The sequence below is a fragment of the Arundinibacter roseus genome (assembly GCF_004348825.1).
In the GTDB taxonomy this organism is placed as follows: Bacteria; Bacteroidota; Bacteroidia; order Cytophagales; family Spirosomataceae; genus Arundinibacter; species Arundinibacter roseus.
Genome location: NZ_SMJU01000022.1, coordinates 1 through 23,821 on the forward strand (window position 1 = coordinate 1; position 23,821 = coordinate 23,821).

Annotated in this window: 20 protein-coding genes and 2 tRNA genes; 19 read left to right on the forward strand and 3 right to left on the reverse strand. The window is 41.7% G+C overall.

Annotated elements, in window-relative coordinates; all coding sequences use genetic code 11:
• The 13 genes from EZE20_RS24340 to EZE20_RS22780 form a co-directional block, all read left to right on the forward strand.
• The coding region (locus tag EZE20_RS24340) for a polysaccharide biosynthesis protein (protein WP_207104710.1) at nt 1-591 on the forward strand (591 nt) is incomplete at its 5' end.
• Nucleotides 548-1,261 (forward strand): FkbM family methyltransferase, encoded by a 714-nt coding sequence (locus tag EZE20_RS22725; protein ID WP_132122106.1) that lies wholly within the window; start codon nt 548-550, stop codon nt 1,259-1,261. The genes EZE20_RS24340 and EZE20_RS22725, both read left to right, overlap by 44 nt.
• A gap of 8 nt (nt 1,262-1,269) precedes the next feature.
• On the forward strand, nt 1,270-2,160 hold the full coding sequence (locus tag EZE20_RS22730) for a glycosyltransferase family 2 protein (protein ID WP_132122108.1): 891 nt from the start codon (nt 1,270-1,272) through the stop codon (nt 2,158-2,160).
• Nucleotides 2,157-3,323, forward strand: a complete 1,167-nt coding sequence (locus tag EZE20_RS22735) for an O-antigen ligase family protein (RefSeq protein WP_132122110.1) — start codon at nt 2,157-2,159, stop codon at nt 3,321-3,323. Before EZE20_RS22730 ends, EZE20_RS22735 begins: the two co-directional genes overlap by 4 nt.
• Before the next feature lie 11 nt (nt 3,324-3,334).
• Nucleotides 3,335-4,213: a class I SAM-dependent methyltransferase gene (locus EZE20_RS22740; RefSeq protein WP_132122112.1), complete on the forward strand. Its 879-nt coding sequence runs from the start codon at nt 3,335-3,337 to the stop codon at nt 4,211-4,213.
• Between the two features lie 17 nt (nt 4,214-4,230).
• On the forward strand, nt 4,231-5,409 hold the full coding sequence (locus EZE20_RS22745) for a glycosyltransferase (RefSeq protein ID WP_132122114.1): 1,179 nt from the start codon (nt 4,231-4,233) through the stop codon (nt 5,407-5,409).
• Nucleotides 5,410-5,432: 23 nt separating this feature from the next.
• Nucleotides 5,433-6,137, forward strand: a complete 705-nt coding sequence (locus tag EZE20_RS22750; RefSeq protein WP_165933556.1) for a glycosyltransferase family 2 protein — start codon at nt 5,433-5,435, stop codon at nt 6,135-6,137.
• 27 nt (nt 6,138-6,164) lie between these two features.
• A complete protein-coding gene (gene wecB, locus EZE20_RS22755) occupies nt 6,165-7,292 on the forward strand; it encodes a non-hydrolyzing UDP-N-acetylglucosamine 2-epimerase (protein ID WP_132122118.1) in 1,128 nt (375 codons plus the stop codon).
• A 7-nt stretch (nt 7,293-7,299) separates the two neighbouring features.
• Entirely contained in the window at nt 7,300-8,520 is a 1,221-nt protein-coding gene (wecC, locus tag EZE20_RS22760) for a UDP-N-acetyl-D-mannosamine dehydrogenase (RefSeq protein ID WP_132122120.1), read from the forward strand.
• Nucleotides 8,521-8,547: 27 nt separating this feature from the next.
• Nucleotides 8,548-9,297, forward strand: coding sequence for a glycosyltransferase family 2 protein (locus EZE20_RS22765; protein ID WP_132122122.1), 750 nt, complete (start codon nt 8,548-8,550; stop codon nt 9,295-9,297).
• A gap of 195 nt (nt 9,298-9,492) precedes the next feature.
• The gene (locus EZE20_RS22770) at nt 9,493-10,506 is read left to right on the forward strand and encodes a sugar transferase (protein ID WP_132122124.1); all 1,014 of its coding nucleotides are present in this window, start codon (nt 9,493-9,495) and stop codon (nt 10,504-10,506) included.
• 357 nt (nt 10,507-10,863) lie between these two features.
• On the forward strand, nt 10,864-12,270 hold the full coding sequence (locus EZE20_RS22775; RefSeq protein ID WP_132122126.1) for a capsule assembly Wzi family protein: 1,407 nt from the start codon (nt 10,864-10,866) through the stop codon (nt 12,268-12,270).
• 122 nt (nt 12,271-12,392) lie between these two features.
• Nucleotides 12,393-13,904, forward strand: coding sequence for a capsule assembly Wzi family protein (locus EZE20_RS22780; protein WP_132122128.1), 1,512 nt, complete (start codon nt 12,393-12,395; stop codon nt 13,902-13,904).
• Nucleotides 13,905-14,252: 348 nt separating this feature from the next.
• Here EZE20_RS22780 and EZE20_RS22785 read toward each other — a convergent pair whose 3' ends face one another.
• Nucleotides 14,253-14,654 (reverse strand): HIT family protein, encoded by a 402-nt coding sequence (locus EZE20_RS22785; protein ID WP_132122130.1) that lies wholly within the window; start codon nt 14,652-14,654, stop codon nt 14,253-14,255.
• Between the two features lie 251 nt (nt 14,655-14,905).
• Between EZE20_RS22785 and EZE20_RS22790 the strand changes: the two genes are divergently transcribed.
• Nucleotides 14,906-15,604 carry a 3-keto-disaccharide hydrolase gene (locus tag EZE20_RS22790; RefSeq protein ID WP_132122132.1) on the forward strand — a complete coding sequence of 233 codons (699 nt, stop codon included), beginning with the start codon at nt 14,906-14,908 and terminating at the stop codon, nt 15,602-15,604.
• Between the two features lie 32 nt (nt 15,605-15,636).
• The gene (locus tag EZE20_RS22795; RefSeq protein ID WP_132122134.1) at nt 15,637-16,515 is read left to right on the forward strand and encodes a hydroxypyruvate isomerase family protein; all 879 of its coding nucleotides are present in this window, start codon (nt 15,637-15,639) and stop codon (nt 16,513-16,515) included.
• Nucleotides 16,516-16,719: 204 nt separating this feature from the next.
• Here EZE20_RS22795 and EZE20_RS22800 read toward each other — a convergent pair whose 3' ends face one another.
• Nucleotides 16,720-20,715, reverse strand: coding sequence for an AAA domain-containing protein (locus tag EZE20_RS22800; RefSeq protein WP_132122136.1), 3,996 nt, complete (start codon nt 20,713-20,715; stop codon nt 16,720-16,722).
• Nucleotides 20,716-20,814: 99 nt separating this feature from the next.
• Entirely contained in the window at nt 20,815-21,933 is a 1,119-nt protein-coding gene (locus tag EZE20_RS22805; protein WP_228713976.1) for a type III polyketide synthase, read from the reverse strand.
• 165 nt (nt 21,934-22,098) lie between these two features.
• Between EZE20_RS22805 and EZE20_RS22810 the strand changes: the two genes are divergently transcribed.
• The 4 genes from EZE20_RS22810 (at nt 22,099) to EZE20_RS22825 (ending at nt 23,724) form a co-directional block, all read left to right on the forward strand.
• Nucleotides 22,099-22,968, forward strand: a complete 870-nt coding sequence (locus tag EZE20_RS22810) for a UbiA family prenyltransferase (RefSeq protein WP_132122138.1) — start codon at nt 22,099-22,101, stop codon at nt 22,966-22,968.
• A gap of 114 nt (nt 22,969-23,082) precedes the next feature.
• Nucleotides 23,083-23,155: transfer RNA gene (locus EZE20_RS22815), tRNA-Gly, on the forward strand.
• Nucleotides 23,156-23,227: 72 nt separating this feature from the next.
• Nucleotides 23,228-23,313, forward strand: a tRNA-Leu gene (locus EZE20_RS22820).
• Between the two features lie 105 nt (nt 23,314-23,418).
• Nucleotides 23,419-23,724 (forward strand): hypothetical protein, encoded by a 306-nt coding sequence (locus EZE20_RS22825; RefSeq protein ID WP_132122140.1) that lies wholly within the window; start codon nt 23,419-23,421, stop codon nt 23,722-23,724.
• The last annotated feature ends 97 nt before the right edge of the window (nt 23,725-23,821 follow it).

The following is a 23,821-nucleotide window of genomic DNA, read 5'->3' on the forward strand; positions in this document are numbered from 1 at the left end:
AAATCATTTCTTAAGGTATTTGTATTGAATATTACTGTTTCCTTTGGAGGATCGCTATTCTTAATATGTTTTTCGGAAGAAATCTTAATATTCTTTTTGAAAGAAAATTTCAAGTATGAGTACATTACATATTTTTCAATATTAGCAATAATTTTTGGAGTATATACAGTATCCGTAACAGGTCATTATACACATTTAGGTTTTGGTAAAGCAAAAAAAGTAATGTACGTAACAATAATATCAGGATTAATTTCAGTAATAGCAATTTATATATTAAGTCTAAACTTTGGGCTACTAGGTGCGGTAATAGGAAATGCTTTCTATGCCTTAGTATTAGTATTATTAATTGACAGTTTCAGATTATTAGAAATAAATAAACAACAATTCAAAAGTAATATATATAACCTATTTATCCCATTAATTACATATATACTTTTTGGTACATTATATATAATATACGACATAAACATAACTTTTAGAATTATTCTATTAATTATCTTTTTTCTAATTTTATTAAACATTAACTGGAAGTTAAATTCAAAAAGAAATGAAATACATAATAACAAATATTTTCAAAAAATTAGGAGTTGATATTAAAAGATATCCAAATATACATCAAAGGAGAAAATTAAAGCTTTTTAAAAAATATAATATTTCGTTAGTTCTAGATGTAGGAGCCAATGTAGGACAGTATGGGAAAGAAATCAGAGATTTAGGATATAAAGGAAAAATTATATCATTTGAACCATTATCTAATGAATTTCAAATTCTAAATACTTTAACTAAAAAACATAAAGAATGGAGAGCCATTAACGTGGCATTAGGTGATATTGATGGCGAACTCGAAATTAATGTTTCAGAAATGTCAGTAACCAGTTCCATTTTAGATGTAAGCAATAATTATATGAATGAAGCATATTCAAATGCCCATGTTATAGGCAAGGAAATAGTAAAAACAATGACACTTGACACATTCTTCAATAAAGAACAATCGTTATTAAATGAAAATATTTTTTTAAAATTAGATGCACAAGGATATGAAGATAAAATAATCTTTGGCGCAAAAAAATCATTAGCTAACGTAATGGGTATTCAAATTGAAATGTCAATAGTGGAATTATATAAAGGTGAAATATTATTTAAAGAAATGCTAGAAAAACTAAATAACCTTGGTTTTGGTCTTATCGATATTAAACAAGGCTTTTATGATCCGAAAACACTTGATTTGTACCAGATTGATGGATTATTTTTTAGAAAATAGTATTTCAAATGAAAATTGCAATAGTATTTCCAATATTTAATGGATTAGAATTCACAAAAGTATGTTTAAAGAATTTAAAAACATGCCTAAAAGATAATGATCTTAACAATACTTATGATATTATAATTATAAATGATGGGTCGACTGATGAAAGTAGTTCATGGATAACAAAAAATTATCCAGAAATTATATTGATTCAAGGAAATGGAAATTTGTGGTGGAGCGAAGGAATGAATTATGGACTAAATTATTCATTCAATGTTTTAAGAGTTGATTTCGTACTTTGCTGGAATAATGATATAATTGCGGATATAAATTACTTTAAAAATTTAAATTATGAATTATCACTCTTAAAGGAAAATGAATTTCTATGCTCTAAAATATATTATAAAATTAACACCAATTATGACAAAAAATTAATATTTGCCGCAGGGTGCGGATTTAACAAAAATACAGGTAAGATAACAATTTATGGCAATGGTCAAGATAATAATTCAATATACGAAGCAAAGAGATATGTAGATTGGAGTGGTGGAATGGGTATGCTAATTTCGCAAAAATTATTTTCACTAAATGGCTTATTTAATAGCACACAATTCCCACAATACAAAGGAGACGCAGATTATTGCCTAAGAGGGAAAGAATTAGGATTCAAACTAAAATTTTGCCCTAATTTAGAAATCTATAATGATGCAAAAAATTCAGGTATAAATAATAATTATAATGACATAAATAATTTGATTAACTTACTAAGTAGCAGAAGGTCAATATATAATTTAAGATTAAATTATAATTTCTACGCACGGCATTGTGGAATATTGGGATTCATAAGTGGTTTTAGTTTAACCTATTTAAGATACTTAAAATTAGTATTAAGGGCAATATTTTACACAATATGATCACTATTCCAAAAAGTAATGCAGTACTTGGATTCTTATTTGGTATGCCAACAATAGTACTAGGAATTTATCCTGATATTTCTGGAATATCGTTATTACCTGTATTAATATTTTTTATTTTGGTGTTATCAAAACGTAAGTCAATAATTTTACCTGTAAAACTAGTAGTTTTTATTTTTCTCTTTATTTTTTTTGTTACGTTATCATATTTCTATTCAAATAAAACAGATTATTCAACCTACAAATTATTTATGATATATATTAAGGTCATACCCTTAATTTTTATTCCGATATTGCTAGGTAAAGATTTACCAAATTTTATTAATGGATATGTTCTAGCTGGTTTCATTAGTGTGCTTTTTCTATTTAGTACTTTATTACTTGGAGCAAACTCAAATGCTTTAAATAATAGGATCTATATAGGAAAGTTAAATCCCATTTGGATTTCAAGAAATTTATGCGAATTAATATTATTAGTTGGGCTAATTTTAAATAATCGAAAGGGAGCTATTATTATTTTACTTATTGGTACACCTATAATTTATCTTTCAGGGTCAAAAGGGCCAGTTCTATCCATGATTCTTGTTTTCTTTTATTCAATATTTAATCAAATTTTTTCTCTTCCAAAAGAGAAAAAAATATTTTCACTCATTATAGCTATTTTATTTTTTGGTTCAATAATGTTTTTTTCATTTGAACTAATCAATAGATTAGATACAAATAGCTACTTGGTTCAAAGGTTTTTTCGGGCAGTACCAGATTATGCGAGAGGTGAAACATATGAAACCAGCAGGGTTGTTGTATGGCCAAGAACAATATTTCTAATTATCGAGAATTTTCCTAAAATTCTCTTTACTGGTTTTGGAATGGGTGATTTTTCATTTTTCTATTCAGGAATTATTATTAATGATAGAATATATCCACACAACTTAATTCTTGAATTAATTGTTGAATATGGAATATTGTTTACATTATTTATATTCGCTTCCATATTTAATATTTGGCACAATAATAATAGTTCATTTAAGTTTTTGTTGCTATATTTTTTTTTAAATTCCATGGTATCAGGTGATCTTATTTTGAATGAATTCATATTTTTCTATTTGAGTTGTATGACCGTATCCTCAATTTGCAGTATAAGTAATAAGGCATTTAATAAATAAATCAAAATACTATGGATTCAAAATTCCCATATCTGGAAGAGTTTAGTCGAGAAATTAATATTGAAGATTATAAATTAGTAAAAGCCTTCGAAATTGAGAAAAAGTTTCATGAAGAAATCTGTAATGAACCCATTAAGGAAAATCGTCTAAAATTATATGAATGGGTCTATTCACAGGTTCATTCATTATATGGTAAAGATCAAAAATATGATTTCAAAAAGAATATTAGAGAGAAAAAGAAAAATGCATTCCTATTCAAAAGAGAATTTAAAAATAAATCAATAATTGATATTGGGTGTGGAGATGGCGCCCTTTTACATGCAATCTCATTGAGTTATCCATTTAAATCACTATTAGGGATAGATATTTCGACTATCACTCCGCAAATTGATGTTGAAAACATGCATTTTATAAAGTCAGATATAGTTAATTTCAAAGTCGAAAATCGGTTTGATGTTGCGATACTTGACAATGTTTATGAGCATATTTCAAAATTCGATACTGCTGATTTATTGGATTCTATTACAGATTCAATTCATGAAAATGGCAAGGTTGTGTTTTTAGTACCAAATAGACTTTTCGGACCATGGGACGTCACTAGAATATTAGATTATACGTACTCAGGTATTACACCCTCAATGGGTACTCATCTTAATGAAACTACATATACTGAATTAATTATTGAGTTAGAAAAACGTGGTTTCAATATTTTCAAGACACCGATCCCTCTTAGAAAAATTAAATATTTATCCTTTTTTTTAAGATTCCCTGCTAAATGGATGTCAAAAATTGAAACCAGTAGAATTGCTATGAAACTAATAAAGAAAATCAAATTCGAAGGGAAACCATTTTTTAGATTTGAAGTGATTTTAATTGCCTCAAAAAAATGAGATAATTTTTAATTCATATGCAAGTTAAAGAAAAAATTCTCTATTTAACCTTAGAGAGCCTTGAAAAAGATCCTATAATACAAACTCAGGTTGTAACACTAACCAATTCTTTAAATGACAGTTACGACATTGATATTTTGACATTAGAGAACTCAAACTATATAAAAAACAATACAAAACACTCAAATCATATTTTTTTGGAAAGGAAATCTTTTCTTCTCATTTTGATAAATCTTTTTATCTGGTTAATGAAGAATTCCAAGAATTATGATATTATCCATGTTAGGAGTTACTCGCCCATGTTTGCAGCGGTTCCATTTTCATTCATAAAGAAAAAACCAATTATTTTTGATATGCGTGGCGTAATGGGTCACGAATTTTGGGCGCGTGCAGTAGTCGTCTCCTCTCCCCTGCAAAAAACCAAGTACTATTTGTTAAGTCTAGTTTTTAGGGTCTTTGAAAATGTATTCTTACGGTTTTCCTCTCGAATTGTAGTTGTTTCTAATTCATTCAAACAATATGTTTTAGATAAAGGAATCACTAATAAAAAAATAGCGGTCATTCCTACTTTTTCTTCAAGTAAACAAGTTCATAATTATTCAATAAATATTACTTTCCCTTTCCCTATAACAAATTATCCTGTTTTTGTCTATTCTGGTTCTTTGGATATTTGGCAACAATTTCCAAAAACCCTCGAACTTTTTAATGTTATTTTAAATGAAATTCCAAATGCAAAGCTCTTGATACTTACCTTAGATACAATAAATGCCAATACAATAGCCCAGGAAGTTATTCCACAACATAGTTTTAAAGTCCTTTCTGCTAAAAGTAAAGATGTTCCATTCTATCTCTCCAAATGTGACTTTGGTTTGTTGCTGCGTTTACCTGATACTGTAAATCGAGTAGCTGCGCCTATAAAATTTGCTGATTATTTGTCTGCAGGATTGAAAGTCATTATTACAGAAGGTATAGGAGATACATCGGAACAAGTTAAACTTCATAACTTAGGATTTGTTCTGCCTAATCTTTCCTACTCCTCATTTAAGAATTTCGTTTCGGTAAATCGTAATTTTCTAAATACACGAATTGAAAGAAGCAAAAACGATTCGACTATCGAACAATTTCTAGAAGAAAATTATAGATTAGACCAGGCTTCTGAAAAATATAGACTTCTTTACCAAGGTTTATTAAAATGAATCGACCTCCCATTTCTGTTTGTATGGCAACTTATAACGGATCTAGTTTCTTGCGTCAGCAAGTAGAATCTGTTTTGTCACAGCTGAATCTTCATGATGAGCTCATTATTGCCGATGATCACTCAACAGATGATACATTATTTATCCTTAAATCATATCGCGACGATCGTATAAAGATTTTACCGTTACCAGAAAGCCCATTTCGAAATCCAATTTTCAATTTTGAATATGCCATTGAAAATGCTCAAAATGAATTCATTTATTTATGTGATCAGGACGATATTTGGTTACCTAATAAAGTAGATACCTTTCAAAATACTTTTTTATCTACTAATTGTGATATGATACTTTCCGATTGCACGATAGTGGACGAAAACCTAAGCGTTCGGTATGAATCTTACCGCTCAGTTTATCAATTCAGGCCAGGCAAATTACAAAGTTTCCTGGCTAATCCTTATCTTGGCTGTTGCATGGCCTTTAAAAAACGTGTATTGGCTAAATTGTTACCTTTCCCGAAATATATTCCGATGCATGATATTTGGATTGGAATTATTTGTGAGTTTTTTTACAACGTTGCAATTATTGAGGAACCTCTCATGCTGTACAGGCGTCATTCCAAAAATGCTACGCCTTTTACTGCGTCCGGCAAGAGTCAACACAGTTCTTTAAAGAAGCTAACATTCCGTTTAAACATGGCTCGTGGTCTGCTTCTAGCGTATTTAAGATAATTCAGTCAAGCGCAATACACCTAATTTATGGAGAAGAAAAAGGTTTTATTATTATTTGGTACACGCCCTGAGGCCATAAAAATGGCTCCGCTAATTCCTGAATTTCAAAAATTTGCTCGTATAATTGACTTAAAGATTTGTATTACCGCACAACATCGACACATGTTGGATCAGGTTCTTAGGTTTTTTGATATTGAAGTTGATTTCGATTTGAATCTAATGAAACCTGGGCAAAATCTACACTCATTAACCTCTGACATTATTCAGGAAACAAAGAAGATTTATGAAATTTTTCAACCAGACCTGGTACTGGTTCATGGTGATACTACAACCTCTATGGCAGCTGCTTTGTCAGCATTTTATCTTGGGATCCCGGTTGCACATGTTGAAGCAGGATTACGAACATTCAATAAAAAATCTCCATTCCCAGAAGAATTGAATAGAAATATAACTGGCAGAATTGCCGATTATCATTTTGCTCCTACCATAGAATCGAAAAATAACCTATTGGATGAAAGAATCGATCCATCAAAAATCGAAATTACTGGAAACACTGTAATTGATGCCTTACTTTTAGGGTTAAATAAAATTAAAGATCAAAAACCTGATTCAATTAAACTTTTGATAGATACTCTACCCTTTAATCGCCCATTTATACTTGTAACAGGCCATCGTCGGGAGAATTTTGGAGAAGGTTTTGTTTCTATATGTAAAGCTTTACATACCATATCTCAAAGTTTAGATGCAGATATAATTTATCCAGTTCATTTGAATCCAAATGTGCAGGATCCCGTATTTAAGTACTTATCAAATAACCCTGCCATTTTTCTAATTGAACCTCAACCTTACGAGGCATTTATCTGGTTGATGAATCAATCAAAACTAATTATTACTGATAGCGGAGGTGTGCAGGAGGAGGCTCCTTCCCTTGGAAAGCCTGTACTTGTTATGAGGGATACTACTGAAAGACCTGAGGCTGTAAGTGCCGGAACTGTTATTCTAGTTGGTACCGATTATGAAAAAATTGTGACTGAAACAATTTCATTATTTCAAAATGAAAAAAAATACGAACAAATGAGTAAACTTTCAAATCCTTATGGAGATGGGAATGCTTCCAAACGTATTGTTAATTTTATAGTTAATGAACTTAATTAATTGATTTATGGCCAAACATAAAGAGTTTAACGAGATCTGTATCATGGGTCTTGGTTATATTGGTTTACCAACAGCTGCACTATTGGCAAATAGAGGTTTTAGTGTAACTGGCGTTGATATTCAGCAGCATGTTGTTGATATAATTAATAGAGGTGAAATACATATTGTTGAACCTGAATTAGATGCATTTGTTATGGCTGCAATTAATTCTAAAAATTTAAAGGCAACAATACTTCCAACCTATTCAGATGTTTTTATAATTGCTGTTCCAACACCTTTTCAGGGTGATTTTCAACCAAATTTGGAATATGTTTTCAATGCTACCAAGGCCATAGCGCCCTTTATAAAGCCCGGTAATCTTATTATTTTGGAATCTACATCACCAATAGGTACCACTGAAAAAATTGCTGATATTCTTGCTTCTGAAGGTGTTGACATCAGTTCTGTTTATGTAGCTCATTGTCCTGAAAGAGTTTTGCCAGGACATGTGATGAGAGAATTAATTGAGAATGACCGTGTTGTTGGCGGCATTAATCTTGCCTCTACTGAAAAAGCCATTGCCTTTTACAAATCATTTGTCTCTGGGGAAGTTCTTGCGACAAATGCTCGGACTGCTGAGTTATGCAAACTAGCTGAAAATTCTTATCGAGATACAAATATTGCGTTTGCGAACGAACTATCCATAATTTGTGATAAAGCAAATATAAATGTATGGGAGTTGCGAAGGCTGGCAAACCGACACCCCAGAGTAAATATCCTGCAACCGGGCTGTGGTGTTGGAGGACACTGTATAGCTGTGGATCCATGGTTTATTGTAGCTGATTATCCAAATGAGGCTCAACTTATTCGTAAAGCGCGTGAAGTAAATAATTATAAATCGGAGTGGGTAATTGAAAAAATTAAAACAACAGCTTTGGAGTTTGAGATTAAACATGCAAAAAAACCCTCAATCGCCCTACTGGGTCTATCCTTTAAACCTAATATTGACGATTTAAGAGAAAGCCCGGCAGTATATATAGTCCAATCAGTGATTCAAAGTTTTGCTCCTGATTCAATTATTGTTGAGCCTAACATTGAAAGTCATCCAACCTTCAAAATTTCTGCTTTTGATCATGCTTCACACGATGCAGATATACTTGTAGTTCTTGTAGCGCATAAGGAATTTGGCACTATAAACAATTCTAAAAAATCAAATTCTATTATTCTTGACTTTTGCGGTGTAATTTAATTTTGATATAGCATTCTCACTTTCCATATGCCAACCTTATCCATCATCACTGTCGTCTACAACAACGTTCATACGGTTGGAGACACGCTTGCGTCAGTAGCTGCGCAGAAGGTGCGGCAGCTGGAGCATGTGGTGGTGGATGGAGTTTCTACGGATGGTACGCTTGCGGTTATTGCGGGCTTTAATTCTCCCGTTGTGCGGCTAACTTCCGAGCCGGATTCAGGGATTTACAACGCTATGAACAAGGGCATCAGACTTGCCACCGGAGACATTGTCGGGTTTTTGAACGCTGATGACGTTTACGAACATGCGGAGGTGCTGACACAGGTGCAGCGGGCATTTGCTGAGAACCCGCAGGCAGATGTTGTTTTTGGTGATTTGGTGTATGTCAAGGAAAATGACCTTGGAAAGGTGGTGCGACGCTGGAAGAGCAGACCTTACGATGCCGCCTTTTTTGAGGAAGGCCACGTACCGCCTCACCCGGCGTTTTTTGCCCGGCGAAGTGCCCTGCTGGCGAGCGGGGGATTTGATGAAACCTTCCAACTCGCCGCCGACTACGAACTCATGTTCCGCTTATTAAAAATTGAGCAACGCCCGTCTGTTTACATGCCGGAGGTGTGGGTGCGGATGCGGTTGGGGGGAGCCACCAATCAATCGACGCAGAATATCCGCAGGGGGAATCAGGAGATTGTGGCGGCCTGGAAAAGGCATCAGCAGGACATTCCCCTTCGTTTTTGGCTGCTGCGCTATCTTAGAAAAGTGAAACAATTTTGGTAAAATGACTTCCCGCCGTATGCGTTCTCCACTGCGCAAATGATCAGGAGATTACACATTTATGTAAATAATTTTCACGAGTGATAAGCTCTCCCCTTCATGACTATATTTTGACCTTTGGCTCAGTTTATTTTGTAGGCAATTGCATATTGTTTAGATTTACAAGCACATCCCGAATATTAACATATTGTTTCCCGTATGAATAGGAAGTTTTCTTACCACCATACTCCTGCGAAGTCATACGCGCATCGCCTGAAAAGCAAGACCGCTATCTCTGATGAGGTACTCATTATTACTAGTTTTGATTACTTTCTGGACAAGAATGGCTTAAAGCTACTCCTGAAAAAATACAAGGAGATAATCCTTGTCCCCCGCATGGTTGACGATGATTATTTACTGAATCAGACGATCCGGCCACTACTCGAAAAGTTCGATAAAATTCATTTGGTAACCAACCCGCAGTACGATTCCCGCTATCATGTCATATATGAGCTTGTCATCCGCAACAACAAGTCGATCCGCATTACGACGGTGTATGACTTTTGTGAGAATGTACTGAAAAAGGTGTACATCCCGGATGACATAGCAGAGGAAAATCCCGCAATGCCGCGTCGTTTGTCTTTTGACGGCAAGGTTCGGGCGGTTAAGAATATCATTGATCTGGTACTTTCTATCGTGCTATTTGCGCTTAGTTCTATCTTGTGGCTTGCGAGCGCATTTCGTATTCGGCAGGAGTCTCCGGGGCCAATTTTTTACTTTCAGGAACGTACAGGTTTGCATCAGGCCGAGTTCAAGTGCATCAAGTTCCGATCCATGGGTACGGATGCGGAAGCCAACGGAGCGGCTTTTTCAAGAAAGAAAGATTCCCGAATTTTTAAATACGGCGCGATTATGCGTCGCACCCGCATTGACGAGCTGCCACAGCTGATTAATATTTTTAAAGGAGATCTGTCGCTGATTGGTCCACGCCCGGAGCGTCCGGTATTCATTGACACGTTTGAAGAAACCGTCCCTTATTACAACCTCCGGCACGGAGTAAAACCGGGCATTACGGGCTACGCGCAGGTCATGTATCCCTACGGAGCAGGCGTGCGCGATGCGCGGCACAAACTGATGTATGACCTCTACTATATCAAGCACTGGAGCATTCAGCTGGAACTGAAAATAATCCTTGTAACGGCAATTGTCGTATTTACCCGCAAAGGACGGTAGTTAGCTGTTAGGTGTTAGGTGTTAGGTGTTAGGTGTTAGGTGTTAGGTGTTAAAAAATTCAAATTTTGATGGTTAAGTTCCTGGTTAATAGATTATTAGAAACTATTTTTTCAGCTACTTATGTAATCAGACAGAATTAAATTATGTTTAAAAGTATCACAAAGTATTGATTTACAATAATATAGAACCTAAGTGCTAATAACCTAAAAGCTAACAGCTACTTAAGTACTTAAGCATATTTAGTTTAGTTAAATAACATTACAAACACTTGATTATCAGCGTAATAAATAACTAACAGCTAATAACCTAACAGCTAACAGCTACTTTGGGCGCTTTTTGAACCTAACCCCACGTTGCATGCGTTTTTTACAGACGGGATTTTTTTTAGTACTTCTGGCGCATGTGGCGCACGCACAGGACTCAACCTTTACCTACTCAATTGCCGCACAGGCTGCGGCCACTACCTCTCAAACCCCTTTTTGGCTTCGGGCCAATCAGTTCGGGATGTTCCCCGCCGAAGGATCCTTTGGCAGCGCTCAGGCAGGGCTTTATAAACGCTATTCATCTTCATCTTCCTTTATTAAATGGTCAGCAGGTGCCGAAGTGGTAGCCTTTGGCGGGCCAAAAACCGATCTTTTTCTGACGGATGCCTACGCGGCGATTCGTTTGGGCCCGCTGGAAATCAGCGCCGGGCAGCGCAAAGAAACCGTTGGTTTGCAGGACACAACCCTTACGTCCGGTTCGTTGGCGTGGTCGGCCAATAGCAGACCGATGCCCCGGATTCAGGTAGCGCTGCCGCAGTTTGTATCCCTGGGATTTACGGGTCACTTTCTGGCCTTTAAAGGAAGCTATTCCGACGGACTCATGGGAAGCGCAGCCGTACAGTACGGGAACGTAACCGAAGTGCCCGATACTTACATGCACCACAAATCCCTTTACCTACGACTGGGAAAACCGACTCACCGGCTGCATCTCTTTGGCGGATTCAATCATCAGGTCATGTGGGGTGGCGAATACCTTATTTTTACGGGTGGGCTATCGCCTGCGGAAGCTTATAAGTACTCCATTTTAGGTAAAAGTTGGGCGAGTAGCCGGGTGGGAAATCACTTTGGCACAATTGATTTAGGCGCTAAATGGAAAGGGAAAACCTGGACGTACTTTCTGTATCGTCAAAACATCTACGAAGATGGTTCCTTATCCGAACTCACCAATATTTCCGATGGGCTGAACGGGCTGAGCATCCTACGCAATGAACCCGGGTTTACAGGGAGCAGCTGCCTGAAAGCATTTTTGGTAGAGTTTGTTGCCACTAAAAGTCAGGGCGGTAGAATCTTTGATTTCCAAAACGGGATTTTTGGCCGCGACAACTACTACAATCACTACGTGTACACGCAGGGATGGTCGTATCGGGGCAACAATTTGGGTACGCCTTTGGCGCCGTCGCAGGATGTCCTGCGGGAGGATCTTCCCCGGAGCGATTCTTCCTTTACTACCAACAACCGTTTTCTGGCGCTGCACCTGGGTGCCACCGCGCAGGTGCAGGCAATGGAAGTACAGGCAAGAGCCACGCTGAGTCAAAACTTCGGAACGTACTCGCTGCCCTTTACCCGTACGCAGCTCTCGCTACTTCTGCGTGCCGAAAAACCCGTCGCCTTTGCCGGAGGAAGTTTGCTCAGCATTCAGGCAGCGGCAGATATGGGCGGCTTGTACCCGCAATCCTTCGGATTGATGGTGGGCTGGCGAAAACGCGGAGTTTTTCAATAGACCGGAAACCCGGTAAACCTATTGGAGATTTATCAGATATACTTACATTTGCCTTCCGGGTATGGCTTTTTTTCTAATCTTTCCATAGAGCCATCCAATTTCTTACGATACGTTTTTTTTCAATGATACGTCACCGCTGCACACTACTGGTTCTGATTTTCCTTCTTCCTTTTTCAGGCATTGCGCAGGTAGACAGTACAGCCGTTGATTTTATTCCCAATTATGTAGAGGTAGGCGGTTTGCTGACCAATGGATCCCGGACGCCCTTTTGGCAGCAGAGCAATCGATTTGGCACAATTCCCCGGGATGGCAACGCCCTGATGATTCGTGGCGGCATGCAGCACACCTGGGCGCTGGGAAAGTCAGATTCAATTAAAGAGTGGCGGCGGGTTATGCGCCCTACTTACTTTGCCAAAGAGTGGCGGTTTCAGGTTGGGGTTGAGGGCGTAGCGAATGTTGGAAAAACAACCGACTTTTTGCTGCCGCAGGCCTACGGAGCAGTTCAGTTTGGCAATTGGGAGCTAATGGTCGGACGCCGCAAACAGTGGATCGGAATTGCGGACTCTACCCTCAGCAGTGGTTCCTACGCCTGGTCGGGCAATGCCTTGCCACTTCCAAAAATTCAGTTTGGCCTCAGCCGGTACACAGCGGTACCCTATACTAAAAATTGGGTGCAAATCATCGGTTTTTATTCCGACGGATGGTTTGAAAAAAACCGGCCGGTAACGAGCGAATTAAAATTTCATCAGAAACAACTGTATGGCCGCATCGGCAAGCCGGACGGGACATTTAAACTACTGGGCGGAATTAATCATCAGGTTCAGTGGGGCGGGAAGTCGCCCTATGAAACAATTAATGGCCAAATGCCCAAGGGATTTGAAAACTATATCCGAATGGCTTTGGGACAGCCGTCTGCCGGAAAGCTGGATACGGCTACTTTTTTTGATAATTCAAACCGCGTAGGCAATCACCTTGGAACGCTGGACGCAGGTTTTGAAATTACAGGCAGGAAAATCCGTTGGTTGCTCTACCGGCAAAACATCTACGAGGATGGGTCGCTGTTTCGATTGACCAACATCAAAGACGGATTGAACGGAATCAGCCTTACGCGCCTCACGGAGTCTGATGCTGATTTTCAAATACATAAAGGAGTTTTTGAAGTGTTATACACCAAAAATCAGGGAGGAAGCCAATTTATTTTTAATCAGGCTATTTTCGGAAAAGACAACTACTTCAACCACGCACAGGTTCGGGATGGCTGGGGGTATTTTGACCGGGGAATCGGCACACCCTTCATTCCGCCCACCTCCGAAACGGTTTGGCGCTACCCCAACTACGGCGATTCTTTCACAAGCAACAATCGGGTGTGGGTATTTCATACAGGCCTGCAAGGTTCCCTGCTGCAAAAAATCGAGTGGTCTACCCGGCTGTCGTTTTCGAGCAATGCGGGCGTGTATGACCTGCCGTTTTTGCCAACCGCTTATCAATTTTCAGGAGTCCTCAACCTCCGGGCCCGCACGTCCTGGCTGGGTGAAAACACCTTTGTTCAAGGTTCACTTGCCGCGGACATTGGCGACCTCTACCCCAAAAGCTACGGTCTGATGCTCAGCATCCGCAAAGAAGGGCTTTTTTGAATGTTGATTCTGTTCATAAATTATTGTAGAATGAATTCCATCCCGGGTATTCCATCCCGGGTATGAGATGCTCCGTAAGAGCTGACTGTTTGTAGCTAATATATAGATAGTATTCACACTAGCTCCGTTAGGAGCGGCCCACTAGCAGTACTCACGGGCCGCTCCTAACGGAGCTCATGAGAGATTAAATGGACATTATTCTACTAACGGTAAGCCTCTACGAGGCATAAGTAGCACTATTATTCAAGAGATGCCCATTAAAAAATTATACTCTAAACTAAATTTGCTTAATTACTTATCAGGAAAAAAACCAATGACCTGATAACTAACCGCTACTCAATCAACTGATCAATTTTCTGCTTCCAAAGCCTGCCGAATCTTTTCTGTTGTTTCGGCAAGTTCCTCCGAAGTCATTTTTAGCTTAGACCCAAAATCCATGTCGGCCATGCTGTTCAACGGGATCAGGTGTACGTGGGCATGCGGAACTTCCAGCCCGATGACGCTGACTCCGATGCGTTTGCAGGGAACGGCCTTTTGCAGGGCCGGGGCTATTTTTTTGGCAAATTGCAGGAGACCGGTATACAGGTCGTCATCCATGGCAAAGAGGTAGTCAATTTCCTTTTTGGGAATGACGAGCGTATGCCCCGGTGCTACCGGAAACACATCAAGAAAGGCCAGGAAGTCTTCGGTTTCGGCGATTTTGTGGCAGGGAATTTCACCTGCAACTATTTTTGAAAAGATGGATGCCATGAGATTTACGAATTACTATTCAGGAAAAGTATAGGCTGCAAGTTGTGATTTTTCTTTGTCACAGGCAAGTTTCTGTGGCTCAGGCCGGGAGAAGATGCCCAATCGGACAGGTTTGAAAAAGTAAACGGGTAACAAGTAAAAATCGGGTAAATTCCCGAAAAAACTATCTTTGCATGAAGGAGGCGGCAATAGAAAAGTTTACCTGCCGTTTTATCCAGCATAATCTTTTTTTAACTGCTTAGATCATTCGTATGAAATCTACAAAAATGGTTGTTGGTGCATTGCTTGCACTGTGTATTTTGGGAGGCTCTTCGGCCTATACCACTTTTTCAAAGAAAGGAAAGTGGGAATCTCTTTTTGATGGAAAAACCCTGAAAGGATGGAAAAAATGGAAAGGCGGCGAAATCACCAAATGGAAGGTAGAAGATGGCGCGATGGTCCTGATGGAAAAAGGCGGCGGAGATTTGCTGACTGAGAAAGAGTACGGAGATTTTGAGCTGGAACTCGAATGGAAGATTAGCGAAAAAGGCAACAGCGGCATTATGTACCACGTACAGGAAGGCGAAAAGTACTGCTGCCCCTACTCTACCGGACCGGAAATTCAGGTACTCGATGACGCCAAACACCCGGATTCATTTGCCGGAAAAGAAGGAAATCACAAGGCAGGATCGCTGTACGACTTGCTACCCCCCTCTGACCTGACGGCCGTAAAGCCTGCGGGTGAGTGGAATAAAGCCCGAATCGTGATTAACAAAGGAAAAGGAGAAAGCTGGCTGAACGGTAAGAAAGTGGTGGATTTCCCAACCCAAGGCCCCGAATGGGATGCAATGGTTGCGAAAAGCAAGTTTAAGGGATGGGATGGTTTTGGCTCGTTTGCCAAAGGCTCCATTGCCTTGCAGGATCACGGCGATAAAGTATGGTACCGCAATATCCGAATCCGGGAATTGTAAGATTCTCTAATCACTCAAAAACCCTCGTACCGATGAAATCATCCCGTAGAGATGCTGTCAAACAAATGGCCGGGCTAGCCGTAGGCATGCCCGTGGCCAATTCGCTCAAAGATCGTATGGACGCAACTGAACAAGCCCTTGGGTCTGCGCTGAAAGGCCGGATCAACCACTCGGTGTGTCGGTGGTGTTATGGCAAGATTCCTTTCGAGGATTTGTGCAAAGCCGCCAAAGAGATTGGCCTCACCTCCATCGAACTGTGCGGTCCCGAAGAATGGCCCATCCTGAAAAAATACGGTTTGCACTGCGCCATGCCGTGGGGAGCGGGCAAAGGAATTGTGGAAGGATTTAATAATCCAGCTTTTCACGACGAACTCGTGGCAAGCTATGAAGCGCATTTTCCCAAACTAGCCGCCGCCGGTTATGACAAAGTGATTTGTTTTTCGGGCAATAGAAACGGCATGAGCGATGAGCAGGGCATGGAAAACTGCGTGAAAGGCCTGCAACGCCTGATGAAAAGCGCTGAAAAATATAAGGTCACGCTTGTGATGGAGTTGCTCAACAGCAAGGTCGATCACAAAGACTACATGTGCGATACTTCCAAATGGGGTGTGGAGCTGTGCAAGAAATTGGGTAGCGAAAACTTCGGACTGCTGTACGATATTTACCACATGCAGATCATGGAGGGGGATGTGATCCGCACCATTCGGGACAATCATAAATACTTCTCGCATTACCATACCGGTGGCGTGCCGGGCCGCAACGAAATTGATGATACGCAGGAACTGAATTACCCTACGATCATGAAGGCGATTGTGGACACGGGCTATAAAGGGTACGTGGGTCAGGAGTTTATTCCCAAAAGAGACCCGCTAACGTCTCTTAAAGAAGGAGTTTTGATTTGCGATATTTGATTTTTCTGAAATTGAAAACCGTTTAGGTTTATAAGAAATTTTGAAGTACAAAAAGAACCTGCAAGGATTGAGAATATTCTTACAGGTTCTTTTTGTTGGGATTCCGCCAGTCATTGGGTCGCTCCTAACGGAGCTAATGGGCATTTCCTAGGGAACGATTCTACAAACAGATCGCCTCGCTGAGGCTAATTCTGTAAAAAATCCTTACAGGTCCTTTTTGTTGGCATTTCGCCAAAACTCGCGGCTGTATAGGCGCAAAAACGGCCAGTTTTTTTTCTTCAAAATAAGCGGCAAATAGGCATGCGGCTCTTTGGCAGACGTGCTGCCGTAGTACAAATCATCGTCTGTAAGCAGCAGAGCTTCGTAGCGTCCATCAGCTGATTGCCGGGTAAGGTCGGCAAAGGGTAACTCCGGCTGATACTCCGGCTGCCGCACCGATATCAGGTCTTTGAGCAATGCCTTGCTGCGGTAATTTCCCATTGGAGCAGGCTGCGGACGGTAGCGTCCTTCGGACACTTCCCGGGCGTAGGAAAGATAGGCTTTCAGAAGCTTTGGCCCTTCGTTGGCGGTTTGGTCCGTTTGCAGTTGCTCGGGCCACAAACTTGTGACTACGTACACTTTTCGGCGCGCCCGGGTGATCGCCACATTCAGCCGGTTTTCGCCCCCCTGCGTGTTTAGCGAACCAAACTGCATCACAAGCCGACCGTTGGGATCTGGCGCGTAGCCCAACGAAAAGATAATTACGTCGCGCTCGTCGCCCTGTACATTTTCAATATTTTTGACAAAAAGCTCCGGTGCCTGCACATTTTCCTGGTCGAGAATATCCTGAATCAGTTGCTGCTGATGGAAATTGAACGTCACGACACCCACGCTCAGCGCCTGCCCCGATAGTTCCGTGAGGAGCGTCACAATCTGCCGGGCTTCGGCCAGGTTGGTATTTTTCTCCCAAACGCCCTCCACGTGCAGGTAGTGAATGCCCGGTTCGGCATCGTTGATCTGGTGAAAATCGGGCAAAAGCCGGAGCGTATTTTTATAAAAATGTCGATTTGAAAAATCAATCAAATCCAGCGAACTACTACGGTAGTGCCCGGTCAGTTGCTGCTGTACGAGCGATTGGGCCGCCAAATCCAGCAAAGAATCAATTTCTAACGCCACCGGATTTTCGTCCTCCGCCTGATTTTCTTCAAAACGAACCTTGTATAAATCTCCCGGCGGAAGCTGCTTGCTATCGCCCGTAACCACAAGTTGCCGTCCCCGATATACGGCAGGCAAACCGTATTCAGCATAGCACTGCGATGCTTCATCAAAAATCACGAGGTCAAACAGATTGCTTTGCATCGGAAAGAGCGTCGAGACCGCCTCCGGTGAAGCCATCCAACAGGGAATCAATCGAAACACTTCATCCGAAAAGCCTTCGAGCACTTTTCGAATGGGCCACAGTTTCCTTTTCTTGGTTACCTGATGGTACAATTCACGGTAAGTCGTGCGGTTTCCCAACCGGTTATTTTCCAATCCCTGATAGGTAGCTTCCCGCAGTTGCATGAGTGTTGTATCCCGACTGAGGGTTTGTTTACGGCCAATGCCTGCCTGCAACTGCTCCTCCCAATGTTCCATTTTTAGCGACGAAACGGCCCGCAGCAGGGGGTGTTTGGCTTCGATGTGTTCGATCCAGGCCAGGCGAAGGCTGTTTTCAAACAGTTGCAGCAGGTTTTCGGTCTGTGCGGTTTCTCCCGCAGCGTGTTCCATCAACAGCGCCACGACGCTTTGCTCAACGGACGAAAATTGGAGCGTAATTTTGTCCATTTCTACCAGAGAATCAAAATCCTGCGTCAGTTCATGCCGTAGTTTTTCAGAAAATTCCAGGGGTTCTTCCAGCAAAGAATCCCATTGCGGTGTTGCTAAAAAAGATAGCTGCTTTTCCCGTTTTTGCTGCCAGGCCAGGAGCCATTGGTAAATTTCCTGAAACGTGTTGGTGAATTTCCCAAAATCAGTATTTTCCAGACTAATGTTTGTCAGAATGCTTTGCCAGGGTTTGAGGCGTAGTCGTAGGACGGCATCTGCCGCCCGCTCCACTTTTTTCAGGTAGCCTTGATACTCCGAAAGTGTGTTCGTATGAGCAGGACGTGTAGCCCGCAACAACTGATTTTGAAGCCATTGTTCGAGCTCCATGCGGTTTTTAAGCCGGATATTCAATTGATGAAGTTCCTCAGGAGTTGTCCCCAATCCATTGGCATTTGCCACCCGCGTCACGGTAGCTTTCTCTTTTCCAAACCATTTCCAAAACGTACCGCTTACTGCTGAGGCGTTTGCCTCTATTGCTTTGGCTAGCTGTGCCCGAAAAACAGGCAGTTCGTTGGCCGGCAAACTTTCCTCTATGGCACTTCCATCGGCAATCCAGCCCTCGATACTTTGCACCACCTGCCGGGCAAACGCCAGTCGGGCCGGGGCCTGCGGCTCGTCCTGTAAAAAATTTTGAAATAACGTAAATGTTTCAAAATCAGCAATATCCGAAAGTACATCTTCGATTCTCTCCGTGCATTCCGGTATATTTTGAATAAAATCAGGATGGAAAGCGACCGATGTCCACGCGCCAAACTGACGAATCTGTTCCTGAAAAAACGGAAAAAATTGCCGCAGTTCGGTTTCCATGCGCTGCAAATCGGGCAGGTGATAGTTGGCAAACGACAGCCGCTGAAGCCAGCTGTGCTCCGGCCCCAGGCGGTAAGCGTAGGTACAATAGCTGCGTAAGTTTCGGCGAAAACCATCCAAAGACGAAAAGGGAAACGAGCGGTAATAAGGACGGAGATTACAATCAGGTTCCGTAGGGTCACTTGACAAGTAGAGTTCTTTCACCGAAATTCCGCATTCAGATTCATCAAATAAAGCCGCACGAAATAGTTCAAGTTCGTGCACAACCTGATCAATCAACCGGCTTTCTCTGGTAAATTCCCGATCCAGAAACACGGCATCCAGGCTGTAATTTTCTTTTCGATATTCGTCAACTTTCTCGATATGAGCAGCTAATTGACGAAAAAGACCGGAGCGGTCATTTTTGAAATCGTGAATCAAGGCCACAAAGGGCGCCATACCCAGTTCATGAAGCCGGTGATGTACGACATCCAGAGCGGCTCGTTTCTGACACACAAGCAATACCCGTTTCCCATGTGCAGCAAAATCGGCCATTAAGTTACAAATGAGCTGAGATTTTCCCGTACCCGGCGGCCCCTGCACTACTACCGATTGTCCCTGTCTAACTAACCGGATGACTTGCTCCTGCGAAACATCAGCGGGTAGCGGTGTCAGAATGTGCTCTTCTTTCAGCGTATTTTGTGGAAGTGGTTCAGCCTCTGGATTTACTTCCGAAGCTTCCACTGCATCTACAACCTGTTCATTTTCAACTAAAAACAAAGGCATTTTCAAAACGCCCTGCTCCGCCTCCCGCAAGAGGTGGTGATAATCGGGCACGAGATATGAGCCAGCCTGTGGAAAAATCCCGAGGATCAATTCGGGGTATAATTTCAATTCACCATTCTTCTCCAACAGTTGCAAATCACTGCTCTTTACTTTATCAAAAGGCAGTAAAGTATCTTCAAAAAGTTTTTGGTTAAAATTGATTCTAAATGGCGTTTCTTTCAGCCACTCGTAAAGTGCCGTTCGGAATTCCAGCGGATCGCGGGGAAAATCTTCAAACGATTTTTCGAGAATTTCATCGGGTACTTTCACCTCATTGAAGTGCGCATAGGCCAAAGCAAAGCTGCGGTTGAGGGAGATTTCGGCATCATCGCGCCCGAAAAGGCACCACTGTTCGCGGTCAAGGCGGAGCGTTACCGGAAAAAACAAGAGCGGCGCATGAACGACCGAACCATCTGAAAACTTTCCGCGAACAAACGGATAGCCTACGTACAAATCGCGCGCGCCGCGTTCTTCTTCGATGAATTGTTCCGTTCGGGCAATTTTTCGCAACTTTCGGCTCAGTTCGTTCACCCGATCGTAACGAGGATCCTGCATATCGCAGAGCGGAATCCGGCTCTTTCGCTGAATGAGCTGGGTGATTACTTCAAAAGAAGATTTAGATAAAAGGAAATCGGTTTCGTGTAAATCGAGGAATTGCTCGGCAGGTAAACTACTGAGCAGCAGAGATTTGTTTCGACTGCTAAGATTGGTCAGGCGTTTGAGGTACGCTTTCAGGATTTTATTCATGCTTTTCTAAACGAAACGGATCGGAGTCCCGTACATGCGGGTGCTAACTCCGATCAAAAGTAGAAAAATAATGGTTCGTTTAATATACGTTTCGTTTGTCTATACTATTTTCAAAAGTGCGGTTTCGGCGGTCAGGCCGGGGCCAAAAGCACTCGCAAAAATCCATGAACCGCCCGACCGGCTGTTTAGCTCCCACAGTTTTTTTAGAACAAATAGGATAGTTCCTGACGACATGTTGCCGTACTCCTGCAAAATCGCATAGGCAGCGGCATTGTCTTCATGCGTCAGATCCAGAACCTGCTCAACAACTTCCAGAATTCGTCGCCCGCCGGGATGAATCGCGTACAGACTTATATCTTCCGGCTTGATGCCTTGCGCCTGTGTAATGCGCTGCAAAACCGCCGGTAAACCCGTTTTAAGAACATCAGGAACGCGGGAGGTCAGTTTCATTTCAAACCCAAAATCATGAATATGCCACGCCATATCTTCGCGTCCTTCGGGCAGTACTTCGCAGGCAAAGTCCATTATTTCCAATGCTGACGCCCCTGATTCCAGGCTACCTTCTATCAGAATACCCGCGGCACCGTCGGCAAAAAGGGCATTGGCCAACAGATGATCTTCTTCCTTTTTTTTCTGAAAATGCAGGGTACAAAGTTCCACACAGACCATCAGCACTTTTGCCGCAGGATCGGCTTTCACCAGCGCTGCGGCGGTTTTCAATCCATTGAAAGCTCCGTAACAGCCCATAAAATTTACGGCAATCCGATGAACCGAACTCTTTAAGCCCAAACGTTCAATCAGCTCAATATCCGGCCCCGGTGCGTACATGCCGGTGCAGCTAACCGTAATCAGATGGCTGATTTCGCCGGGTTGCATATTGCGGCTTTGCAGGCACTCGCGCAGAGCCGTTTCGGCCAAACCCACAGCATATTCGCGGTACGCTACCATCCGTTTTTGCACGGTAGGAAAAGGTTCGAGTGTGGGTGTATTGGGATAAAACGTAAATTCACCGGGTTCCAGCCCATAATCCGGCAAAACCGAGTAGCGCTGCCGAATGCGCGTGCTGCGATACAACGCACGTAGACGTCGCTCTTCCACAGGATTTAAGTCCATTGCGGCCGCCATAAAATCGGCGATCCGACTTTGGTCAAAGCGGTGAGGCGGTACAGCCGTACCAAAGGCCGTCAGGTATGCGGATGCGGGTATGGGATTTGACACTCAATTAAAATTTAGAAGAAAGTAGCTACATTCACGTAGGGGAATATGACTGGTAAACGACTTTTTGCACAACATGTTCTGATCCGTTTTCCAACATTCTCTTACCTTCCCTGTTTTAGGGTTAGTTTTTCTTTAACAAGGTATAAATTTCTGTGCCAATAGCGTATGAAAAGCGTTCTTTTACACCTTCGGATTCCATTTTCGGTTTTTTTGTTACCCGTCTTCCTGTTTGCCATCAGTCAGGCAGAACCCCTTCTGGAAACAAATGCGTGGTGGGCCTTTTGGCTCATTCACCTGTTTCTGTACCCGGCAAGCAATGCCTACAATAGCTACTACGACAAAGATGAAGGAAGCATCGGACTGCTCGAAAAGCCCCCGCCGGTGCGTTTTGAGCTACTTCTCACCGCCTGGGCATTGGATAGTGCGGCTGTTGTGCTGGCTCTGCTGGCCGACCTCGGCCCGGTGTTTGTAGGTTATTTGCTTCTGTATGGCTTCATATCCAAAGCGTATAGTCATCCGGCCATTCGTCTCAAAAAATACCCTGTGCTTAGCTGGCTCGTGGTCGGTTTATTTCAGGGGGCTTTTACCTACCTTGCCACGATTCAGGTCGTCAGCGGGCTCGACCTCTCTGACCTGCTCAATGTAAAATATCTGCTGCCGGCGCTCATTACCACGTCGAATCTTTGGGCGGTGTACCCCTTAACCCAAGTGTACCAACACGAAGAGGACGCTCAACGCGGAGATCTTACGTACAGCCGCCTGGTAGGCATCCACGGCACGTTCCTGAATGCCGCCGTATTTTTTACACTTTCCTTCGCCGGGTTTCTTTACTATTTCCTGAATTTTGGAAATTCAACCATGCTTTATATCCTTACCGTTTGCATGGGCCCTGTGCTTGGCTACTTTGCGGCCTGGTGGTGGATGGTCAAAAAAGATTTAAAAGAGGCAAATTTCCGGCATACCATGCGTATGAACGTACTGGCAAGCCTTGGACTCAATATTTTTTTCGGGATATTATGCTTCTACACCCTCTGATTACCAATTATTTATTTTTTCATTAACTTTTTTACTGAAAATTTTTCCGGATAACACTTGCGTGCAATCGCTGAAGCCTCTACATTTGCATCACCAAATATCAAAAAGGTCAACGCAGAAGTAGCTCAGCTGGTAGAGCGCAACCTTGCCAAGGTTGAGGTCGCGAGTTCGAACCTCGTCTTCTGCTCAAACAGGCTAAGCACCTTCTCAGGTGCTTTTCTTGTTATACGGACAGCAGGCCGAAAGGTTTGCAGCTCGGGCCGGGGTGGTGGAACTGGTAGACACGCAGGACTTAAAATCCTGTGAGCCGAAACGCTCGTACGGGTTCGATTCCCGTCCCCGGTACTGATTATCAAGGAGTTGCGATGAAAATTGCGGCTCCTTTTTTTGTGGTCCAATCCGATAGAATCCCAAAAATATTGTAAGCAAATCAATAAATTAATCTGATCAATGGATCCCTTACTTCCTAAACACAAATACTACCCTTTACAGCAAAAGATCAAAGAAATGAAGCTTAGCGGTGTTAATGACTTTATCCTAACTATTTCAGAAATAGATCAACTTTTAGCGGAAAGCAATAAAGGAATGTTGCCACTTTCTGCATTCAAATATGGACCGCTATACTGGGGCAACGACTTGAAAAGTCCCACGCATGTATGGAAACCTGCTTGGTTAACCAATGAATGTTATATTACCGAAGTGAATAATTTGAATAATGTAAGGCGATGTGGGACTATTCATTTTACTTTTAGATAGACATTAATTTCTTAAAAATTAATCCTTTACGATCGTAGCAATATATCAATTAGACTTTACTATTCAATTAATTGCCCACTACTCCCCAAATACCTCC

Excerpts from the sequence above, each read along its gene's own strand:
- EZE20_RS22725 (WP_132122106.1), top strand. The coding sequence starts at position 548 with ATGAAATACATAATAACAAATATTTTCAAAAAATTAGGAGTTGATATT.
- EZE20_RS22730 (WP_132122108.1), top strand. The coding sequence starts at position 1,270 with ATGAAAATTGCAATAGTATTTCCAATATTTAATGGATTAGAATTCACA.
- EZE20_RS22735 (WP_132122110.1), top strand. The coding sequence starts at position 2,157 with ATGATCACTATTCCAAAAAGTAATGCAGTACTTGGATTCTTATTTGGT.
- EZE20_RS22740 (WP_132122112.1), top strand. The coding sequence starts at position 3,335 with ATGGATTCAAAATTCCCATATCTGGAAGAGTTTAGTCGAGAAATTAAT.
- EZE20_RS22745 (WP_132122114.1), top strand. The coding sequence starts at position 4,231 with ATGCAAGTTAAAGAAAAAATTCTCTATTTAACCTTAGAGAGCCTTGAA.
- EZE20_RS22750 (WP_165933556.1), top strand. The coding sequence starts at position 5,433 with ATGGCAACTTATAACGGATCTAGTTTCTTGCGTCAGCAAGTAGAATCT.
- wecB (WP_132122118.1), top strand. The coding sequence starts at position 6,165 with ATGGAGAAGAAAAAGGTTTTATTATTATTTGGTACACGCCCTGAGGCC.
- wecC (WP_132122120.1), top strand. The coding sequence starts at position 7,300 with ATGGCCAAACATAAAGAGTTTAACGAGATCTGTATCATGGGTCTTGGT.
- EZE20_RS22765 (WP_132122122.1), top strand. The coding sequence starts at position 8,548 with ATGCCAACCTTATCCATCATCACTGTCGTCTACAACAACGTTCATACG.
- EZE20_RS22770 (WP_132122124.1), top strand. The coding sequence starts at position 9,493 with ATGAATAGGAAGTTTTCTTACCACCATACTCCTGCGAAGTCATACGCG.
- EZE20_RS22775 (WP_132122126.1), top strand. The coding sequence starts at position 10,864 with ATGCGTTTTTTACAGACGGGATTTTTTTTAGTACTTCTGGCGCATGTG.
- EZE20_RS22780 (WP_132122128.1), top strand. The coding sequence starts at position 12,393 with ATGATACGTCACCGCTGCACACTACTGGTTCTGATTTTCCTTCTTCCT.
- EZE20_RS22785 (WP_132122130.1), bottom strand. The coding sequence starts at position 14,654 with ATGGCATCCATCTTTTCAAAAATAGTTGCAGGTGAAATTCCCTGCCAC.
- EZE20_RS22790 (WP_132122132.1), top strand. The coding sequence starts at position 14,906 with ATGAAATCTACAAAAATGGTTGTTGGTGCATTGCTTGCACTGTGTATT.
- EZE20_RS22795 (WP_132122134.1), top strand. The coding sequence starts at position 15,637 with ATGAAATCATCCCGTAGAGATGCTGTCAAACAAATGGCCGGGCTAGCC.
- EZE20_RS22800 (WP_132122136.1), bottom strand. The coding sequence starts at position 20,715 with ATGAATAAAATCCTGAAAGCGTACCTCAAACGCCTGACCAATCTTAGC.
- EZE20_RS22810 (WP_132122138.1), top strand. The coding sequence starts at position 22,099 with ATGAAAAGCGTTCTTTTACACCTTCGGATTCCATTTTCGGTTTTTTTG.
- EZE20_RS22825 (WP_132122140.1), top strand. The coding sequence starts at position 23,419 with ATGGATCCCTTACTTCCTAAACACAAATACTACCCTTTACAGCAAAAG.